At 68.6% G+C, this 18859-nt stretch carries 14 protein-coding genes; 8 read left to right on the top strand and 6 right to left on the bottom strand.

The genetic code is table 11. The features are described from left to right. Positions 1-19 precede the first annotated feature (19 nt). A complete protein-coding gene (locus tag O3438_RS09945) occupies positions 20-2023 on the bottom strand; it encodes a DUF2264 domain-containing protein (RefSeq protein WP_269679696.1) in 2004 nt (667 codons plus the stop codon). A 241-nt stretch (positions 2024-2264) separates the two neighbouring features. Between O3438_RS09945 and O3438_RS09950 the strand changes: the two genes are divergently transcribed. The 3 genes from O3438_RS09950 (at position 2265) to O3438_RS09960 (ending at position 4395) form a co-directional block, all read left to right on the top strand. Then, entirely contained in the window at positions 2265-2666 is a 402-nt protein-coding gene (locus O3438_RS09950; protein ID WP_269679697.1) for a hypothetical protein, read from the top strand. Further along, positions 2663-3802, top strand: a complete 1140-nt coding sequence (locus O3438_RS09955) for a substrate-binding domain-containing protein (RefSeq protein WP_269679698.1) — start codon at positions 2663-2665, stop codon at positions 3800-3802. The genes O3438_RS09950 and O3438_RS09955 overlap by 4 nt, the downstream gene beginning before the upstream one ends. 338 nt (positions 3803-4140) lie before the next feature. Next, a complete protein-coding gene (locus O3438_RS09960) occupies positions 4141-4395 on the top strand; it encodes an ATP-grasp domain-containing protein (RefSeq protein ID WP_269679699.1) in 255 nt (84 codons plus the stop codon). 40 nt (positions 4396-4435) lie between these two features. Here the strand turns inward: O3438_RS09960 and O3438_RS09965 are convergent, their stop codons facing one another. Then, a complete protein-coding gene (locus O3438_RS09965; protein WP_269679700.1) occupies positions 4436-5602 on the bottom strand; it encodes a PucR family transcriptional regulator in 1167 nt (388 codons plus the stop codon). Positions 5603-5917: 315 nt separating this feature from the next. Between O3438_RS09965 and O3438_RS09970 the strand changes: the two genes are divergently transcribed. From O3438_RS09970 to O3438_RS09985, 4 genes are all read left to right on the top strand, one after another. After that, on the top strand, positions 5918-6322 hold the full coding sequence (locus tag O3438_RS09970) for a hypothetical protein (RefSeq protein WP_238670810.1): 405 nt from the start codon (positions 5918-5920) through the stop codon (positions 6320-6322). Between the two features lie 580 nt (positions 6323-6902). Beyond that, complete coding sequence (locus O3438_RS09975; protein WP_269679701.1) at positions 6903-7346, top strand: hypothetical protein; 444 nt, start codon at positions 6903-6905, stop codon at positions 7344-7346. A 339-nt stretch (positions 7347-7685) separates the two neighbouring features. Next, positions 7686-8090 carry a hypothetical protein gene (locus O3438_RS09980; RefSeq protein WP_269679702.1) on the top strand — a complete coding sequence of 135 codons (405 nt, stop codon included), beginning with the start codon at positions 7686-7688 and terminating at the stop codon, positions 8088-8090. Positions 8091-8866: 776 nt separating this feature from the next. Next, positions 8867-9820, top strand: a complete 954-nt coding sequence (locus O3438_RS09985) for an HNH endonuclease signature motif containing protein (protein WP_269679703.1) — start codon at positions 8867-8869, stop codon at positions 9818-9820. A gap of 99 nt (positions 9821-9919) precedes the next feature. Here the strand turns inward: O3438_RS09985 and O3438_RS09990 are convergent, their stop codons facing one another. Genes O3438_RS09990 through O3438_RS10005 form a run of 4 tightly spaced genes read right to left on the bottom strand, consistent with a single transcriptional unit; the run spans position 9920 to position 17545 of the window. Further along, entirely contained in the window at positions 9920-11026 is a 1107-nt protein-coding gene (locus O3438_RS09990; RefSeq protein ID WP_269679704.1) for an AAA family ATPase, read from the bottom strand. Beyond that, positions 11023-12828 carry a DUF1998 domain-containing protein gene (gene drmB, locus O3438_RS09995; protein WP_269679705.1) on the bottom strand — a complete coding sequence of 602 codons (1806 nt, stop codon included), beginning with the start codon at positions 12826-12828 and terminating at the stop codon, positions 11023-11025. The genes O3438_RS09990 and drmB overlap by 4 nt, the downstream gene beginning before the upstream one ends. Beyond that, positions 12825-15962: a helicase-related protein gene (locus O3438_RS10000; RefSeq protein ID WP_269679706.1), complete on the bottom strand. Its 3138-nt coding sequence runs from the start codon at positions 15960-15962 to the stop codon at positions 12825-12827. The genes drmB and O3438_RS10000 overlap by 4 nt, the downstream gene beginning before the upstream one ends. Further along, the gene (locus O3438_RS10005) at positions 15959-17545 is read right to left on the bottom strand and encodes a nuclease-related domain-containing DEAD/DEAH box helicase (RefSeq protein WP_269683608.1); all 1587 of its coding nucleotides are present in this window, start codon (positions 17543-17545) and stop codon (positions 15959-15961) included. Before O3438_RS10005 ends, O3438_RS10000 begins: the two co-directional genes overlap by 4 nt. A gap of 79 nt (positions 17546-17624) precedes the next feature. On the opposite strand from O3438_RS10005, the gene O3438_RS10010 reads away from it, so the two are divergent. After that, positions 17625-18797, top strand: coding sequence for a sigma-70 family RNA polymerase sigma factor (locus O3438_RS10010; RefSeq protein ID WP_269679707.1), 1173 nt, complete (start codon positions 17625-17627; stop codon positions 18795-18797). The last annotated feature ends 62 nt before the right edge of the window (positions 18798-18859 follow it).

Here is an 18859-nt window from a genome sequence, read left to right on the forward strand (position 1 = left end):
CCCGGACGGGCCCGCACTGCTACCAGGACACCTGGGTGGGCCTGGCATGCTCCGCGTCCAGACGGGTTGACGTGCTGATCCCGTCGGGCCAGTCGACCGCCAGGTGGAGGCCGCGGCCGTCCTCGTCGGCCACGGCCTGACCTGCCTGCCCGGCCGTGGCCACCGGCACCCTGGACAACTCGGTGAAGGTGGCGACCCAAGCGCCCGGCCGGACGGGGTGGTCCAGCCAGGGCACAACCAGCCCGCCGGCCAAGGGCCCGCCGTGCGGAACGGCGGTGACGCCGGCCGTTCCGCCGCCGTGAACGCTTTCGAGCCGGCTGGTCAGGTCGGCCCCGGCCACGACCGCCACACCGCCGCCGGCGGTGGCCGTCGCATCCCCGGCAATGGCCCAGCCGCCGATCCGTAGTCTCAGCGCAGCCGCCTCGACGCCGTCGGCAAGGCCGTCGACGCGGGTCAGACGTAGTTCCCAGGGGCCGCGGACCAGCGAATACACAGTGAGGTGCCCGGCCGGTCGGGACCGGCCCACGCGGCCGCCGCCATGATCGCGCTGACCCGGATCCGGGTCGACCCAGTGGGCGAGGGCACGTGACCCGGCCACGCCCACGCCGTCGGTGTCGACGTGAACGGTCAGCAGGCGCATCCCGGCGCGGTGGGTGACCCGGCCCGCGTCGTCGACGAGAGTGACGGACTGGTCGAGCGGTCTTGCCCAGCCGCTGTCGTCGAGGATCGGGGTGGTGGCGGTGGAGTAGCCCAGTCGGGCGTAGAGCGGGGAATCTGAGACGGTGGCGCCCTCGACGGCGTGGTCGGTGCCGTGGTTGACGACGCGGACGATGCCGTCGGCACGGGTGCCGGAGATCAGCCAGCCGGGCGCGTGTACCGCCCGCAACGTGTCCCGCTCCTCGACCGGCAGCGGCTCCTCGGGAGTCGTCCAGATCGGATGGTCGGCGGGTAGCGCGATGCCGAGCAGGCCCTTGCTGGCCCAGTACGGCGAGCCCGGCCCGGAGTACGACTGTGCCAGACGCGGCCACGGCCCGTGCCAGCCAAGGGTGAGCAGGCCTCGTTCGTCCAGGGCGCCGTTGGCGACGAAGTGACGCACGATGCGGGTGGCCGCGCCGCGCAACCGGCCGAGGCTGACCGAGGGCACGCCGGCGATGGCGCCAACCCAGAACGGCGCCGCTGCGGCGAAGCGGTAGGTCAGGCTTCGCCCCTGGATCAACGGTGATCCGTCGGCGCCCACGAGCGCGACCGCATCGCTCAGGAAGCGGTCGAGGCCGGCCAGGTCCCGTTCGCGGCGCTGCTCGGCCAGGTCCGCGGCGCCGGCCATCCGGGCCCACAGCGTCGGGTACAGGTGCAGGGCCCAGCCCACATAGTGGTCGTAGGCGCGGTCAGGCCCGTCGGACATCCAGCCGTCCCCGCGGACGAAGCCGTCGTGCGTGGTCAGGTCCTCGTTCATCTCGTCGAGCGAGTGCGGCCCGCCCACCGACCGCAGGAACGTCTGGACGACCAGCCGGAACCAGACCCAGTTGATCCGCGGGTACGTGTCGTCACCGACCACCGGACGCAGATAGTCCACCACCCGCTCTCGTACCGCCGACGGCAGCCGGTCCCAGATCCACGGGCGCGTCAGGTCCAGGACCAGCGCGATGGAGGCAGCCTCCACCTTGGCCTGTGGGTGTTCGCCCAGACGCACCCAGCGGTCCGGAGAGCTCGGGTCGGTGCCAGCGGCGATGCCGGCCGCGTACCTGTCGACGAGCTCGTCCACGCCCACCCCCTGGGCACCCGCGATGCGGAAGCCGGCCAGCAGGAAGGTGCGCGCGAACCCCTCCAGGCCGTCAACGGCCCGCCCGTAACCGCCCTCCGGCCCGGGAAAGGTGACGAGGGCGTGCCCGGGCGACGCGAACGGCCGGGCGGCGGCGAGCATCCGATCAGCGAGGGTCAACCAGTCATCCCGGTGCCAGGTCGCGGCGGCGGGGGCAACGGGGTTCGTCCCCGGTGCCAGCCGGCCGGCCGTCCCGAACGTCATCCGAGGTCCTGTCGCATCGAGCCGTCTCCGTGGAATGTGGCGAGCGGGGCGTTGCCCATGAATGTGACGTACAGACATCCGCCGGGTTTCCGAAGTAAAACGCTCACAACAGAGCAAGTCAATGCTGTTCTCAAACCTCTGTGGACACAACCGATCAAGGGCGCGCACAACGCCGCCTCGGCGAGCCAAGTGCTCTGATATGATCACAACCGTTCATAGCCGCTCTACCGCCCGAGGAGTCATGACCGTCGCAGACCGCCTCGCGGACCGGCTGGCCGCGGTGTGGCACGGTCACCGGCCGGAACCGCCGGCATGGGTGCTCGCGTCGCCGGACGACGCCGGGGACCTCGACCCAGACCAGGCGACCTCGTCGCCTCACATCCACCTGCTCGTCGCCGGCGAGGCACAGCTCGGCGACGGCCACGCCGAGACCTCCGCGTTGGACGGCGTCAGCCGGCAGCCGGGGTCGGCGCCGTGCGCCGCGACGACCCGGCGGAGCACGACTCCTATGCTCTTCGACGGATGGGGGGATCAGCCGATCCGGCTCGCGGTCGACGTCACCGCGTTCGACCCGGCCGTCGAGCTCGTCCGCACCCTGCAAGAGCTCTCGCCGCACGAAGCGTTCTCCGGAGGTCCCCCATGACCAAGGACAGTCCTGTCGTCGCCACGGCGGAGGGCTCCCGAGGGCCGCTTCAGGTCGCCCGCCGCCAGCAACTGTTGGCAGCCCTGCAACGGGACGGCTCGATGCGCATCTCTGACCTGTCCCACGTGCTGGGCGCCGCGCCGGTCACCATCCGGCGCGACATCGCGGAGCTGGCCGCCGAGGGGTTGGTTCGCCGCGTCCACGGTGGGGTCGCCCTGATCCTGCCGGACGACGCCCCGGCAGCAGACGAGGCACCTGTCGCCGGCCTGGACCCGCTGGTCGGGCGCGCCCTCGGCATGCTCGTGCCCTCGTTGGACTACTACTGGCCGGACGTGGCTCGCGGCGTCGAGGGGGCAGCCCGCGAGCTGGACATGCGCGTGGTTCTACGCGGCTCCTCCTACGACACCGAGGACGACCAGCCACAACTGGCCCGCCTCGTGGAGCGGATGGGCGTCGACGCGCTCATCATCGCGCCGAGCATGGACGCCCCGAGCGCCGAGCGCACCATCGAGTGGCTCGACCAGGTCGGCCTCCCGGTCGTCCTGCTGGAACGCACCGCCTCGGTAGGCAGCCACCACGCGGTCATGGAGTCAGTGGTCACCGACCACGCACTCGGTGCAGCCATGGCGGTACGCCACCTCACCTCGCTCGGACACCGCAAGGTCGGCCTGGTGCTCGACGCCAACAGCCCCACCAGCCAGCACGTACGGCGCGGCTGGCTCGACGCCACGACCGAGTGCGGCCTCGATTCAGACGCGACGGTGATGGCCGTGGTGCCCGACGCACGGTCACCGGAGCGGGACACCGTACTCAACGACGTCCTCGACCGTTGCCAGGCGACCGGGACGACGGCGCTGCTGGTGCACGCCGACGCCGAGGCCATCGCGCTGGTGCAGCACTGCGAGGAGCGGCACCTTTCCGTTCCCGGCGACCTCTCCATCGTGGCGTACGACGACGAGGTCGCCGGGCTCTTCAGCCCGCCGCTGACCGCGGTCCGACCGCCGCGACGCTCGATCGGGCGGGCCGCCGTGCGTCTCGTCGCCGACCGGCTTGTCGACCCCGACCGCCCCACTCACCGGATCGTCATCAGCCCGTCACTGCGGATCCGGGCATCGACCGCGCCGCCACCCGCATAGGCGGTATGCCCCAGTCCGGAACGTTCGGACAGGGCAAGCCAGGGGTGATCTGGACGGTTCACCTGGCGCGGGCGGGTCGGCCGTGACCCCGTGCCGGGGATACGCCGCGAATTGCAGGTGCACGCGCACGCATTCCAGCTACGGGGTCCGGCCGTGCTCGTCACAACATCACGGACCAATGCCCCACCGCATCCTGCCGACGAGCACACACATCACCGGAGGCGACTACGTGAACGCAGCGCCACTAGGGGCAACTCGGCGGACCGAGGCGATTTGAACCCACGAGAACCTCATGTCGAGCCTCGTTAAGGCTTCACCACCGCCGAGGTACGCACCTGGTGGATCGCAGGACCTGCACACTCGTCGGCGCGCACCCCGACACCCCCAACGACCTCCCACCCTCCACCCTCGACCTCAGCACGCTCACCCCGCTGGTTGCCGCCCTCGACCTACCCTTCATCACCATCGACCTCGCTCAACGCGACGACGACACCTGGCGCGTCATCGAACTCGGCGACGGCCAGGTCAGCGACCGCCCCACCACCATCAGCCCACACGACTTCGTCGCTGCCCTACTGGCGGGCGTCCGATGACCAGCCGTATGAAGAACATGCAGCTCACCCGGCTGCTGATCTAGTCGGCGAGGATCCGGGCGACGGCGGTGCTCAGCACGCGTACGCCGCGGGTCGAGCCCGGCTCCAGCCCGGTCAGGTCGCGCACCCGGGTCAGCCGGTAGTCGAGGGTGCGCGGGTGGATGCACAGCGCGGCCGCGGTGTCGAGCCGGTTCATGTCGTGCTGGTAGTAGGCGTCCAGCGTGGCGACCAGATCGGGGCCGGCGTCGAGTTGCGCCGCCACCACCTGGAGCCACTGCCCGACCTCCGCCAGCCGGGCGGCGCCCAGCTCGGCGAAGACGTCGGTGACCGTGTACGCGTGGCGCGGCACGGCCCGCACCGGTGCGACCTCGCTGACCTGCCGGGCCAGCGCCACGGCGTCGCCGAAGGCGCGCACCCGCCCAGGCGCGGTTCCGGCCGCGCACGGCCGGCCGGTCATCGAGGCCACGTCGCGGGCCAGCGCGAGCCCGCGCTCGACCGCCGGCTGCCGGCCGCCCGGCGAGCTGGGGATCAGCGCTACCACCTCGTGCGGCTCCGCCCAGCTCAGCGGCATCCAGTGCGTCTTCAGCAGCGCGCCGGCGAACTCGTCCCGCGCCGCCTGGTCCGGTCCGGGCGAGCCGCCGGCCACCCGGACCACCGTCGCGACGACGTGGTCGGGGACCGGCATGTGCAGGCCGCGCGCCAGGTCGGTCGCGCTGTCGTCGCCGGCCAGCAGCATCACCGTCAGCAGCCGCACCTGGGCGACGGTCGCCAGCGTGCGCCGCTGCCCCTCGATCCAGCCCCGGGTGTACGCGCCCTGAGCGGCCAGTCCCGCGGGAGCCAGCCAGGCGAGCGTGTGCATCGTCGCGGCGATGTCGTTCGGGCCGGCCGCCTCGTACACCTCGCGCAGCGTCAGCCGGGTGTGCACGAGCAGCACCTGCCGCTGCGCGGTCAGGGTGAGTCCCTTCTCGCCGCGCTGGCGGCCCATCGCGGCCATCAGGTCCAGATCCTGCACGTGGAACGGCGCGCTGTCCGCCGCGAGGTCGACCGTGCGCTGACGGAGGAAGACCGCGAAATCGAGCATCTCCGACCGCACCTGCGGCATCACCGCGAGGTTGCGGTATTCCAGCAGCTCCTCCTGGTAGGCGTCCACCGCCCGGCGGGCGTTGTCGGCCACTCGCTGCCGCCAGAGGCTGAACAGACCGCCCATGCCGGTCAACGGTAATCGATGCGTTCCGGCCACGCCGCCCGGTTGACGCGGACCGGACAGCCTTGCGGACATTCGCAAGAACCGGGGTACGCGGGCGACCCGGTTCTCGCAATGTCACGAAGACCCGGCCACCGGCACCCTGGAACGCTTCGCCATGGACGTCAGACGACGGCCCGGCCGGGTCGGGCGCGACCAGGTACGCGCCCCGGCATCCGCAGATCCCACAGCAATCGAGAGGTGGTTCTGGTTATGACATGGCGTAGTCGACCCTCCGCCGGAGCACGTTCCAGCATTCTCCGCGCATCCAGTCTGCTGTTGGCCGCGACGGCGATGCTCGCCGCGTTCATGGCCGCACCGTCCGCGGCGGTCGCGGCACCCGCGCCGAGCGGCGATGCGGCTGTCGCCGCCATCGGAGCCGAGCGGGCATCGGCGAGCTCCGCCGGCACGTTGAGCGTCACGACGTCGACGGCGGCCGCCGCCTCACCGGCGAAGGGCGGCGGTTTCTCGGTGATGTCGGGCTCCTGCCCGTACGCCGGGCAGTACATCGACCCGTGGCTGATCGTGTTCCAGGGCTGCACCCTCACCGGCCAGCCGACGACCGCGGTCAGCGCCCGGTGCTCCAACGGGGCCACCCTGGGCCCCGTGCACGTGCCGCCCGGTGTCTACGACATCTATGTCGACTGCTACCCGGCGTTCTTCAGCTCGCTCACGTTCATCTGATCGGCCCGCCCGGCGCGGATCCCGTTGCGGGATCCGTGCCGGCGGTGACGGTCTCAGGTGCGGGCCGACCGTGTTGGCGAAGCGGCTGCCATTCGTCACGTCCCAGTTGACCGACCAGGTCATCGCGCCGCAGGACCGACAACGGTCGGCCGCGTCTGTCGACCGCGAGGTGGATCTTCGTGCTCGGCCCGCCCGCGGGATCGACCGACGCCCTAAAGGACCGGGTGGACACGGCCTGGGTGTTGGGGCCCAGCACATTGTCCAGTCCTCGACAGCCAGGACCAGTTTTTCAGCGCGGGCAACCGAGATGCTGTGCTGTTCAGCAATATCCGCCAGCACTGCTTCCTCGCTGACGTCGACGTTGTCCTCGGTTGCCTGGTTGAACTCGGCGTTGAGCACATACGCCTGCTCCGACGGCACCTGGCACTCATCAGGCTGCGACAGCTTGTCGCGAACGACGGCCTGATGCGGCCGGTAGCCCTGCCACGAAGCGGCGTCTCCGTTGGCGGCGTCCGTCCAGCGCCCCTCGGCCGCCCATTCGAACACCGCGTAGCTGGGCACCACCTCACGTCGGTCGTACGTGACAACGATTGACAGCGCCTGCCACCCCTGCCCTCGACGGCTCTCCACAATCTGCGCCGCCACGTCGATGACCCCCACCAACCCCGTCCGCGACACTGGCCGGCTCCGTAAACCCCGCCGTGCTGTCGTCGCCCTCACCGACGAGAATCTCCAGGCCGTCCGGACGGCGATCCGCGACTGGCAGCGACCGATCCCCGGCAAACCGGGACCACGGCACAACGGCGACCAGGCCGACGTCGTCGACCTGATGCTCGCCACCGGCGCCCGCATCGGCGAGCTCCTCGCCCTGCGATGGGAGGACCTCGACCTCGCCGCCGAACGCCCCAGCCTGACGATCTGCGGCACGCTCGTCTTCGTCAAAGGCCAAGGCTTCTTCCGCCAACCCTGGACCAAGCGGCCGGATTCGAACCGACGACCCCTTGACCCCGGGACGATTTACTAAGCGTTCCCGCACGGCACGCACGCTGCCCCCAACGTCAGGCCGTGTAGTCGCCGGCATGCCGTCCACCATCACGAATGGCGTGTGGTCCCCTCTTGGTCCCCGGTCGCACGTCCAGGAGCTGAGCACCGTTGACCCCCGCCACACGCCCCATCGCGCACGAAGCAGGAACCCCTCACTCGCCTGCCTTGCAGAGATCAGACTCCTGCCGGCCCGCGTCGGCCACTGCCGCTAACCTGCACGACTTGTCCGCTGCTGTCACTTGCCACCTGTGCCCGTCCGCTGGCTTGTCAGCGCGGATGGCTGTCCAACCACGTATTGCGACGCCTGGACAATGACCTGGTGGCGGATGACAACCGTGTGGTGATGGTGATCGGCAAGCACGAGCTGAGGCTGGGCATTGACCCTGGAGGGCACTGGATAGTCCTATCGACAAACGACGGCCGCTACTGGACACCAGCGGAGAACATCCGGTCGCTGTTACCGCTCTTAGAACGGTGCCACGAGGACGTCACGACCCTCAACATCGACCAGGCCTTCGATCCGCCCCCTTGGGACGATCTTGTCCGTTACGCCCTCTCCTGCTGGTCCGACTACTGGGCTGGCCTCGCGCTCGGGTGGCTTGAGGACGGCTACCCAGCCGCTCCGTTCCGCGACACCTTACAGTCCCTCAAGGACGCACCTGAACGTAGCCAGATCGTCCGGCATCGGGCGCTACGGCTCTGGTGCGAGTTGAGCAAGCCCTGAGCGCCGATCCTCTATCCCACCGCGAGGATCAGCTCCTGTTGCCACGACGGGCCTAAGAGCCACCTCCGCCGTAAGGCCCACACCTTTTGAAGCCGGCCACGGTCTGTACGACTTTGTCTGGAACTCATGGGCGCAACCACCGATTACGGCACCGCCCGAACGAGGCTCCCCCATCTCTGTCGAAGATCCCACCCGGAGGGCAAACGGCTCTTTCATTCCGTCGGCGTGGCCGGCCGGCGCGGCCCGCTTTGCGTGCCGTCTTGATCCAGACAGCGAATGATTCGGCAGCCATCCCGGCTGGACAATTGCGACTTGGCCACCCGTCAAGCAGCGCCAGGCCAACTCCAACTCGACTGATCTTGTTCCCCAGAATGGTGAAAGGGCCGACCCGAATTCCGGATCAGCCCTCTGACCTGCGTCGGGACGGCCGGATTCGAACCGACGACCCCTTGACCCCCAGTAGTCCGGTGGTCCAGCGGCGTGCTCAAGCACGTTCTCCCAGGTCGCCCTCCAGCATACTCAGCCGAGTTAAGGAGTTCATCGCTCACTTCGCCATAAGCCCGCCGACGCGAGACGGTTCTGCCGCTTCCCCCGTGAGCGCGTCGTGTCGGCCCCGATCTGGGTGACTCACCCAGCCCGAGGCCCGCCCGATGCCCGCAACCAGTCACCCTCCAACCTCGGTATCGCTGGCCGTCAGGCGCGGTCCGCGCCTTCCAGGGTGTCGCACCCCTCAGCTAGTTTCTCCCCGTAGGCGCTAAGGGAGGCAGATTTTGGCCGTGCATCACGGTTTGCCCAGGGCGTGGCTGATGCTTGCTGTCGGCGCGGATCGACAGCACGGAGGCAACGACGGGTACGACGACGACCCAGACGTTCACTACAGCTGGGACGACACCGTTCCGAACGCCCGGACCGTGGCAGTCGGTGATCGCATCGTCCTGTGGGACAAGGAGGCGGTTATCGGTGCCTCCCTGATCGAGGAGATCGAGACCGGCCACGCGGAGAAGATTCTCTACCGGTGCCCTTACTGCGGCAGAGCGAACATCAAGAGACGCAAGCGCGATTCACCCGCGTTCAGGTGCCACCCGTGCGCGGACACCTTCGACGTTGCTGCAACCCGGGTGGAACGCGTCGAGACCTTTCGGTCCCGCCACGACGCCAACTGGATCGACCTGGGGCGCTGCCTGGAAGGAGAAACCCTGCGCAACCTCTGCGTCTCACCGAAATCTCAGCTCAGCATGCGTCTCCTGCGGTGGGACGCTTTTACCGAAGCATTGAAGAGTGCCGGCAGGGGACGGGGTGCGCTGTTCCTTGAGGAGGCGACCCGCTGGGCCCAGTCACGCCCGGGAGGGCATCGGCACGCGAGGGTGCGCGTCCGTGTGGGTCAGCGTGGGTTCAGAGAACGCCTGCTCGCGACCCTGGGGCCGGTATGCGCCTTCACCGGGCCTGGTCCTGCCGCGGTGCTGGAAGCGGCGCACCTGTACAGCTACGCGGCTGTCGGCGAGCATCATGACGATGGAGGGCTGCTCTTGAGACGGGATGTTCACCGGCTCTTTGATCAGGGGGACATCGCCGTTGACCCGCGCAGCCTGACGATCAGTCTGCGGGACGAACTGGCCAGTTACCCGGGCTATGCGCCTTTGCAGGGGCAGCCGCTCGCCACAAAGCTGGATCGTGGACACGTTGGTTGGATAGAGAAGCACTGGAGGCAGCACCGCCCTGATTCTCCCTGAGCGACCGCAGCCACCATAGCGTGACAGGGGAGAACTACTAGTGCAGGGTCTTCTCCCTGGGGACTGTTCGGGACGCGGACGGCCCGCGCCCACCAGTCCTCAGGGCATGTATTGCGACAGGTCGAGCAGCTCTTTCGGCAGCGCGCCCACGAGTGCCGGCTCGCCCGTTCCCGAGTACATGAAGGTCAGGCATCGCCGTGCCCGTGTGACGAGTACGTACAGGCTCATGCGCATGGTGTCACTGGTGATGTCACCGGGCACGGTCTGGAGTTCGGGAACGATCACCGAGTCGAATTCGAGGCCCTTCACACTCTGCCAGGTGACCAGCTTGATGCCGGGTCCGCTGAAGGCAGGGTCTGAGAGGATCCCGGTACGCCGTCCGCTGACATAGCCCTGCAACGGGTTGAGGGTGCGGTGGTCGAGTTGGTGGTGGTAGTAGAACAGGTCCTTGCCGCGGTGAAGGATCACTCCGATCGTTTCGTTCGGGTGCTGCTTCTCGTGTAGAAGCAGGTACTCGGCCACATCAGCCTTGTGTGGCACCCTGATCAGGCGGGGTACGGGACCGTCCGGCAGCGCGTCGGTGGTGCTGCCGCCGGGGCGGAAGTGGTCGGCGAGGTCGCGGATCGGTCGGCTGTTGCGCACGGTGCCGGGGAGTGCCACGGTTCGGTTGGTCCGTAGCGCGGCGGCGATTTCCCGGACGGTGCTCTGGCGGAGTCCGATGCGTTGGTTCTCGTCGGCGAACACGGTCACGGACGAGGACAGGGCGCCCATGGCGAGGTAGAAGGCGGCCGGCATGTCCTGGCCCTCGTCGACCACGAAGTACGGCCGTGGCTCCATGGTCGGTGGGTCGCTGATGATGGTTGTCAGGCAGGCCATCCAGTCGATGTCGTACCGATCAAGTGTGGGAGGGTTCCGCCGGTAGTGCTTCTGCCAGAAGGCGTGCAGCCATTTGTGGTAGGTCGTTGCGACATCAGCGGCGCCGATCTGTGCCACCGCGGCGCGCGTGTAGGCGGACAGCACTTTGCTGTACATGAGCATCACGGTCGGTCTGCCCGACCGGTGCAGGGCCGCCGCCCGGTAGATCGCCGTGATCGTCTTGCCCGCGCCCGGGCTACCGGTGACGAGGTGTGACTCCTCGAAGGGTAGGGCGAGGACCTCGCGTTGGGCGGGACTGAGGTTGAGCAGCGGCGGCAGAAGCAGTGTCACGTCGTGCCCGCCTGCACGGCGATGAGTTCGGCGAGAGGGTCACGCATGAAGCCGTACTCGTCGTCGATCACGAGAGTCCGGTCGAGCAGGATGTTGCCCATCGTGCAGCTCGTTTCGGAGACCAACGCGCAGGCGTGGCAGGCGGCCATCGACAGACCGGAAGGGCCCTGGGATTTCGACTCTCGGCACACCGGGTCGAGAGAGCACCATCGGGCGGCGGCGAGGGTGGCGGCGATGGTCGTGACGAGCCGCCCTGCCTCGCCGGAGCGGGCTAGGCCACCGAGGGTGCCTTCGGCATCGCCGGCAGCGGTGTAGATCAGCACCCCGGCCATCGGCGTGTCGGAGTCCGGTGCGCTCGCGTAGATGCGTTCGCGCAGCGACGAGGAGGGGTAGCCGGCGTCGAAGGCCAGCTGGCGCATCAGGAGGTGGGCGACGGTGTGCAGCAGGACCAGACGCGGCGTGGGGCTGCTCTCGATCCATCTGGCGTGCATGCTGCCGGCAAAACGCTTGTGGAGCGTGGTCGCGCGTCGCACTACAGAGGTCTGCAGCTCCCACCGTCGGAGATTCTCCTCGTCGAAGACGAGGAAAATACCTTCGCCGTACACCTCCACCGCCGGTAGGGAGGTGCTGCGGGTTCCCAGGTCGGCCGGGATACGGGTGTCCATGGTGTGGCGACGGAAGCCTCGCAGAACCCGGACCTCGCGTAACCGGTCGACTAGGACAAGGTCGGAGATGGCCGTTCTCATCCGGTCGACGACCGGGTCCAACCGGCCGTGGCCCGCGGATGCCGGGAAGGGCGTGTGCCGGGTTATGAACCGGTCGTCCGGATGGTGTCCTGCGCGCGGGTTGGTCAGTGCCTGCCATTCGCGCTCGGCCAGGTCCTCGGGGGTCTCCGAACCGGCGTCGGCGCCCGTGGTACCGAGGCGGTCGTTCAGGATGGCGATGACCTGTCTCTCGTTGACATCCTCCTGCTCGGCGATCATGCCGACCAAGCGCTCACGCAGTGGGCCCTCGGGGTCCTTGTGGAGAAGGGCGAAGTACGCGTTCTGCTCGACCCGGGCAGCCGTGCCACCCCAGGTGACCCAGTCGGAGTCGGGGGGAAGATCGATTGCGGACCCGGTGTCGGGGAAGTAGACGCTCGACGCACCCCGTTGCAGGACGACGGGCGCCTGATCGCAGTTCACCGCCTCGGTATCACGCTGCCAGGGCTGCCGCCCCCGGCAGCGGATGTTGATACGGTGCAGTGCGCGGGGCGACGTCAGCTCAGCGAGGTTCCTGCCGGCCCGGCAGGTCCGGCACCGGACCCGGAGCGATTCCAGTCCGCCACCCACGGTCGTCAGGTGCTCGAACTGCAGCTCGACGTGTCCGCACTGGCGTTGCTCACGTCCCCCGCCCCCGGAGTGGGCCCACTGCGCCCACGGCACGTCGTCTAGGTGGCCGTTGCCGCAGACCGCCACGAACCTCATCGGCACAAGCTGAGGGCTGCGGCCGCAGTGCTCGCAACGGGGGATTCTGCCTGGCTGTTCCTGCCGGACGCTCCAGTGGGTCATGGTGCGGCAGCTGCCGCAGAACAACCATTGCGGGAACCGGTAGTAGGGCAGCCGGCCGTCGCGCGGCGCTGGGGGTAGGCGTAGCTCTTCCGCACCGAAGTGGGCCGCGATGCGCGGGGCGGCCAGGGTCATCCGCCGCCCCTTCCATCGGGTGACGTCCTCCGCGACGAAGGACTCACCGAGCATGTCCACGATAGCGCCGACGCCGAACGGCGAGAGGGCCTGCATGCGTCGTAGCCGACGGTCCGTCACTGGCCCTCCCCCCGCACCAGCACCCTGGCGTCGGTGTCGACGTTGCGCATGGAGTCGAGTGTCGGCCATCCCGGTCCGGGCATGTCGAACTTCCTCAGCAGTTGGATGCGTTCGCGCCCTCCCCCGGTATAGGTGAGGCCTCCGAGCGGATGGGCGCGGTCGACGAGCCCGGCCCAATGTTCCTCGAGTTGTTCGACGTGCCGGGCGACGTCTGCGGCCTCGTCCGGATCCGCAGCGCGGGCGCGGGCGATGAACTTCTCCACCAGGCTCCGCCAGGCGGGATCCTTCGGGTCGAACGCGGCAGCGGCGCGGTCGTCGCGCCAGGTGTGCACGTGACGGGCGAGGATGACCAGTCCCGCGTGCAGCGCGCGTGTGCGCGCCGGTACCGAGAACGGTGTCACGGAGGTGGGTTCGACAACCCGGTAGAGGGAGGTGTGGTACGGGATGAACGACTCATAGTGCGAACGGTCGCGGGGTTTGGACGGCGAGTAGAGGGTCACCACCAACCCGGGCTGGCGACGCCCGACCCGGCTTGTGGCCTGGATGTACTCGGCGGTGGTTTTCGGCTGGCCGACAACCAGCATGAGACCCAGTCGGGGGACGTCGACACCGACGGAAATCATGTTCGTGCTGGGCACGAACGACACCGCGTCGGGCTCCCCGCGCTCATGGAACAGCCGCTGGAGATGCCGGGGGATGTCCGCCGGGGGGATGTTGCTGGTCAGCTCCATGATCTCGGCGTCGTCAAGGTCGCGCCGGTCGTCCTCGGCCGCCGCGATGACGCCCAGACGGGCGGGGATGTCGTCGTGCGCCAGGGTGACGGTCTTACCGAGTTCGCGCAGACTGTTGTGGTAGGCGATCAGGGTCCAGTAGGCGTCGGCGGCCTGCGGTCCGAGCGGCAGCTCGACGGGGGCGTTGAGCATTGCCGCGGAGAGGTGGACCATCGCGGTGAGGGGTGTGTGTCCCTGCGGCATCACTCCGGCGTAGAGCCGGCCGGGCCGGCCGGGGTCCGTTCGGACGAAGTAGGAGTCCTCGGCGTCGAGGCCGGACGGCGGGAATAGGGCGATGGGACGTCCGAAGACGCCGCGGGACTGGGCATCGGCGCGACGGATGGTGGCAGTGGAGGCGACGATCTTCGGGCGGGTGCCGTGGTGCGCCATCGCCACGTCAAACGCGGCCTCGTAGAGCCCGACGATCGTGCCGAGCGGCCCGGAGATGAGGTGGAACTCGTCCTGGATGATCAGCGCAGGACCCGGGTCGGCGCCGGCGCCGATGAACACGCCCGCGCGCGGTTCGCGGGTGAACCGGGCGAACTTGTCCACGGTGGCGACCAGCAGCGTCGGCGGGTCGGTGTAGAGCGCATCGTCGACGGACGACACCGGCAGAGAGGTGTGGAAGTCACAGTCGATGTTGGGGCAGTTGATCCGGAAGCTGTTGTTGTCCGCGTGCACTCCCCAGGCGTCGTCCGGTGCGTTGCCCTTCGGAACAATGTGGGTGCCGCACCAGGGACAGCGTTCGACCTGGAAGCTCTTGGTCGTCGGTTCATGGTTGCGGATCGTCTGGAGCAGGTCGACGGCGTCGGCGAAGTTGTTGGGGCTGTTGTTGCCTCCGACCCAGATGCCGATGGAGACCGCCCGCGTTCCCAGCTCCTCCGGGCGCTGCTGTCGGATGAGTTCGCAGGCGCAGATCAAGGTGGCCGCCCGCTGGAACTGTTGGGCGGTCAGTAGACGCAGGGTGTAGCGGGTGATGACGGTGGTCCCGGCGCCGGCGTCACCGAGCGTCAGGCGTCGGTGGAAGACCGTGAAGGCAACCAGACCGAGATACGCCTCGGTCTTCCCGCCGCCGGTGGGGAACCAGATCAGGTCGACGAGATCACGGTCGCCGTGCTCCGTGTCGACGATGGAGGGCAGGGACAGGAGAATGAACGCGAGTTGAAAGGGTCGCCAGCTGCGGTTCGGGTCGTCGTAGTCGGGCGTGACGGGCAGGGGGTCGGTCCAGGCACGACCGGTGCCGGCGAACTGGGGTCCGCTTCGGACCATCTGCATCAGCATGGCCCTGTTCGCCAGAACGAAGGCGCGCCGTGCAGTGGGGTCCTCTTTGATCAGGTCCACGCCTTCCCGCATGCGGGCCCGGGCGCGATCCACACGTTTCAGCAGCCGGTCAGCGGCCTTAGTGAGAGGGCGGGCGATGTCGTCGCGGCGGGTGCGGGTCTGCTGCGCCCAGTGGTCGTAGCTGTCGACGAAGGCGTATAGCCTGCTGATGACTCCTGGAGGGTCATGTTCGAGCCCGGTGAGATAGTTCAGGCTCAGCGCCTCCTGGTCGCCCGGCAGTTCGAAGGCGACCTCGGGGACGATGTGGCTGGGCAGGAAGGTTGTCTGCACCGAGGTGGCGGTGTCACCTTCCGCCTGCCAGCTCGCGGCGGCGCCGTGGCCGAGGGCGAAGACGGGGATCTTCCGGTAGAGGAGTGCGAGTTCCTCTTCCTCGGGGTCGGAGTGGAGACGCAGCGTCGACGGGTACGGGGCGATGTCGCCCTCGACGGGGCTGCACCGCAGTGTCACCTGCAGCAGGCAGTCGGATGGATCCAACCTCCCGTGGTCCGACAGTTTCCGTTGGTTGACGAGGGATACGGTGACCAGTACACCGTGGCCGAACTCCCGCCAGACGATGACCACGGAGGCGTCGCCGTTGAACAGGTCGTGCGTGGTGTGGAGGCCGGCTGTCGGGGGCTCGGCGAACAGGGCGGCGCTGCCGGTGGCGGCGAGTGGCTGACGTCGCCATTTCTGCCGGTCCTCGCGGAGGTAGCGTGCGGCTGTCACCTCGATCCGCAGGGGTGACCGTGTGCTGGTGACGAAGCTCAGTCCGACCGAGCTCGGCAGCAGTTGTCCGGCGAGGGCGACCGGGTCCTCGTCGCTGTCTGTCTCGTCGGTGGATCCGGCAGCGGGAGCATCGTCGACGATGTCGTCGTCCTGGGCGTCGAGGGACGCCTCGCCGGGGAACAGGATGCCGGCCAGGTACCGGCGGTCGGGTCGCTCGGTGAGGACCTCGTCCTCTGCGGTCCAGGGGCCGACGAGCTGCCGGCGGAGGTAGTCCAGGACGAGATTGCGGTCGTCGGATTCATCGGGTGTGGTGGTCACCGGCCGTCCTCCTGCTGGAGCGTCTGTCCTCCGGTGGCCATCCAGAGTCCGACCCTCGCGCGTGTCATTCCCACGTAGAGGTGGCGGACCCGGCCGGGATCAGCCTGGCCGACGTCGGCCAGGAGAATGAATCGGCTCTCGAGGCCCTTGAAGTCCTCGACCTTCGCGAAGGCGATCCGGCCTCTGGCGGGTCGTCGTAGCGTGTGCAGATCCAGTACGTCGATGCGGTGCCGCCAGCGGGCCGGCAGATCCGCGAACAGGGACTCCTGCAGGGGCAGCGGGGACAACAGGATGATGTCCGTGTTCGGAATTCCGTTGTCGTGCAGGCGGTCGAGCTCGGCGGCGGCTGCCGCGGCGCGGCGGGAGCGGTCGGGCTCGTCGACCACCGTCACGTCGGGCCCTTCGCCGGCCGATGAGACACCGGTGTCCGCGCCGGTCATCTGCTGGGTCGACGTGACGATCTGCCGGGTGTTGCGGCAGTTGTCCCGCAACACCAGGTTGGCCGGCCGGAAGGACCTCAGATAGTCCAGGGCCTCGTCGTCGCAGGACCCGACCAGCCCACGTTGGTTGTTGCTGTCGAGCAGCAGGTACCAGCTGCCGTCACCGAGACCGCCTACCAGCCGGTTGTCCAGGTACGACAGGTCGGTGAAATTGACCATGTCCTGCGCCTCGTCGACCACGATGACGTCGAAGGGGGTGTCGTTGCCGGCCACGAGGTTGGCGAAGGGCACGACATGCACGTCCTGCATTCCTGGTTGATGACGGACAAATCCGGCGATCACCTGGCTGCGGCAGGTGAACAGGGTCCGCTTGCCGCTGGCGGCTGATCTGCGGGCCAGCTCGGCCGCGAGCATCGTCTTGCCCGTGCCTGCCCCGCCCTCCACGAGAAGCCGCGGGTTGGTGGCCCAGTGATCGAGGGTGCGGTACTGGCTTGTGGTGAGGGCGACGAGGTCGGCTTCCGCGTCCGTGACGATCTGGCGCAGGGTGGGGACAGCGTCGAAGTCGGGCCGCAGGGCCTGCAGGACCTGCCGCAGGAGTGGTTCGTCGAGCATCGCCTGACGTCCTCCGGGCTTGGCCCGCCAGTAGTCCGCCATGCGGCCCAGGCTGCGCTGCAGACCGTCGGTGCGGTCGAGTTGTCTGCGGTCGATCAGGGTCTCCTCGTCCCACTCGACCGAGGTCTGCTCGGGTAGCTGGCAGTCCGGGAAGATCACGGCATAGCCGATGGGGATGTTGCGCATCGTCTCGCGGCCCAGTCGCTCCTCGAGGCGGTGCTGCAGGGTGAACATGGCGGTGGTCGCCTGCGCGAAGGGACTCTCCTTACGCCGGCGTTCCTGGCCAGTGCGGTCGCGGTAGGTCCAGACCCCGTTGGTGCAGCCGACGTAGCCGCCCTTGACCTCGATCACATACACACCGCGCCGTCCGGCCAGGACGAAATCGATCTCGCTGACGCGCTTCCAGACGTGTGCGGGCAGATTGAGGCTGTGCAGGGCGAAGCTCCAACCCGCATCCACGAGTTTCAGACGTCGGTAGATCTCGGCCTCGGCGGCGCTCTTCATCAACGGGGAGATCGGGTCGGGAACCATCTGCACCCGCAGGATTGTGCACCATGACCGGCCTTCGCGTCGTACCTCTCCGTGGTTGCTCAGGTCCACAATGGTGGGCGTGACGTCTTCAACCGACCGAGAGGTTGTTCAACTGTGTGTGCAGCTGCTAATGGCGCATGTCCGGGACGCAACGGTCGGAGACTGGGAGATCGACAGTGTTCTCGAGCTGGCCGGGGACACCCGCGCGGCGGTACGGCAGCAGGTCGTCGAGGGGATGGCCGGACGGGGTGTGATCGTCATCGCGGCGTCGGAAGACGATGGGCGTGACGGTCGTGGGCCGGCCGGCGTCATCGACCCTGCCCGGGCGGAACGTGCAATCGCCGACGCCCGGAGGCTGCTGCGTAGGGACAGGGTCTCATCGCGGCCCTGGGACCGGGTGCTGACGGCGTCCGAGGAGGTCGGCCTGGCGCTCCTGCTGCGCGGGGATCAGTACCGGCCGCACGAAGAGGTCCCGCACGGCTTTCGCGCAGGTCTCGACGTCTCGGACGAGCGGGCGCGGGCCTTCGACGCGATGGTGCTGCACAACCGGCGGCTCGTGATGTCCGTTGCCGGCAGCCACCTGGGACAGGGGCTGGAGAGTGAGGATCTGCACCAGCACGGCGTTGTCGGCCTGATGCGGGCGGTCGAGCGGTTCGACCCCACGCGTGGTCTGAAGTTCTCCACCTACGCGGTCTGGTGGATCCGTCAGGCTGTGACGAGAGGGATCGCCAATGAGAGCCGGTTGATCCGTCTCCCCGTGCACAAGTGGGATCAGGTTCGTCGGGTGGTGGCGAGCCGGAACCGGCTGTTGAGCCGGTCCGGCACGGCGGCCATGTCGGAAATCTGTCACGAGCTCGGCTTGGACCCGGGGACGGTACTCGAGTGCCTGAGACTGCATGCTGGGGTGGTGTCATTGGATCTGCTCATCGGGGACGGCAGTGCGGCGCTGACCGATTTCGTGACCGCGGACCAGGACACCCTGAGACCCGATGTGGTGACGCAGCATCAGGAGACGCTGACAATCCTCCGCGCCTCACTGGCTGATCTCCCCGTACGCTCGGCGGCGATCCTGAGCTTGCGGGCCGGCCTCGGCAACGGCGTACCCATGACTCTCGAGGAGATCGGACAACGGCTCGGGATCACCCGCGAACGCGTCCGCCAGTTGGAGAAAAAGGCACTCCCGCAGCTACGCGAGCGGTTGACGGCACGCCTGGGCGGCGAACCGTCAAGGAGCGACGATCTCGTGCACTGATGTCCGGACGTCCGGACGCCGGGGCGGCATCAGTCCATGACACCGACTCGTGCGGCCGAACA

It is taken from the genome of Micromonospora sp. WMMC250 (genome assembly GCF_027460215.1).
Classification (GTDB): domain Bacteria; phylum Actinomycetota; class Actinomycetes; order Mycobacteriales; family Micromonosporaceae; genus Micromonospora; species Micromonospora taraxaci.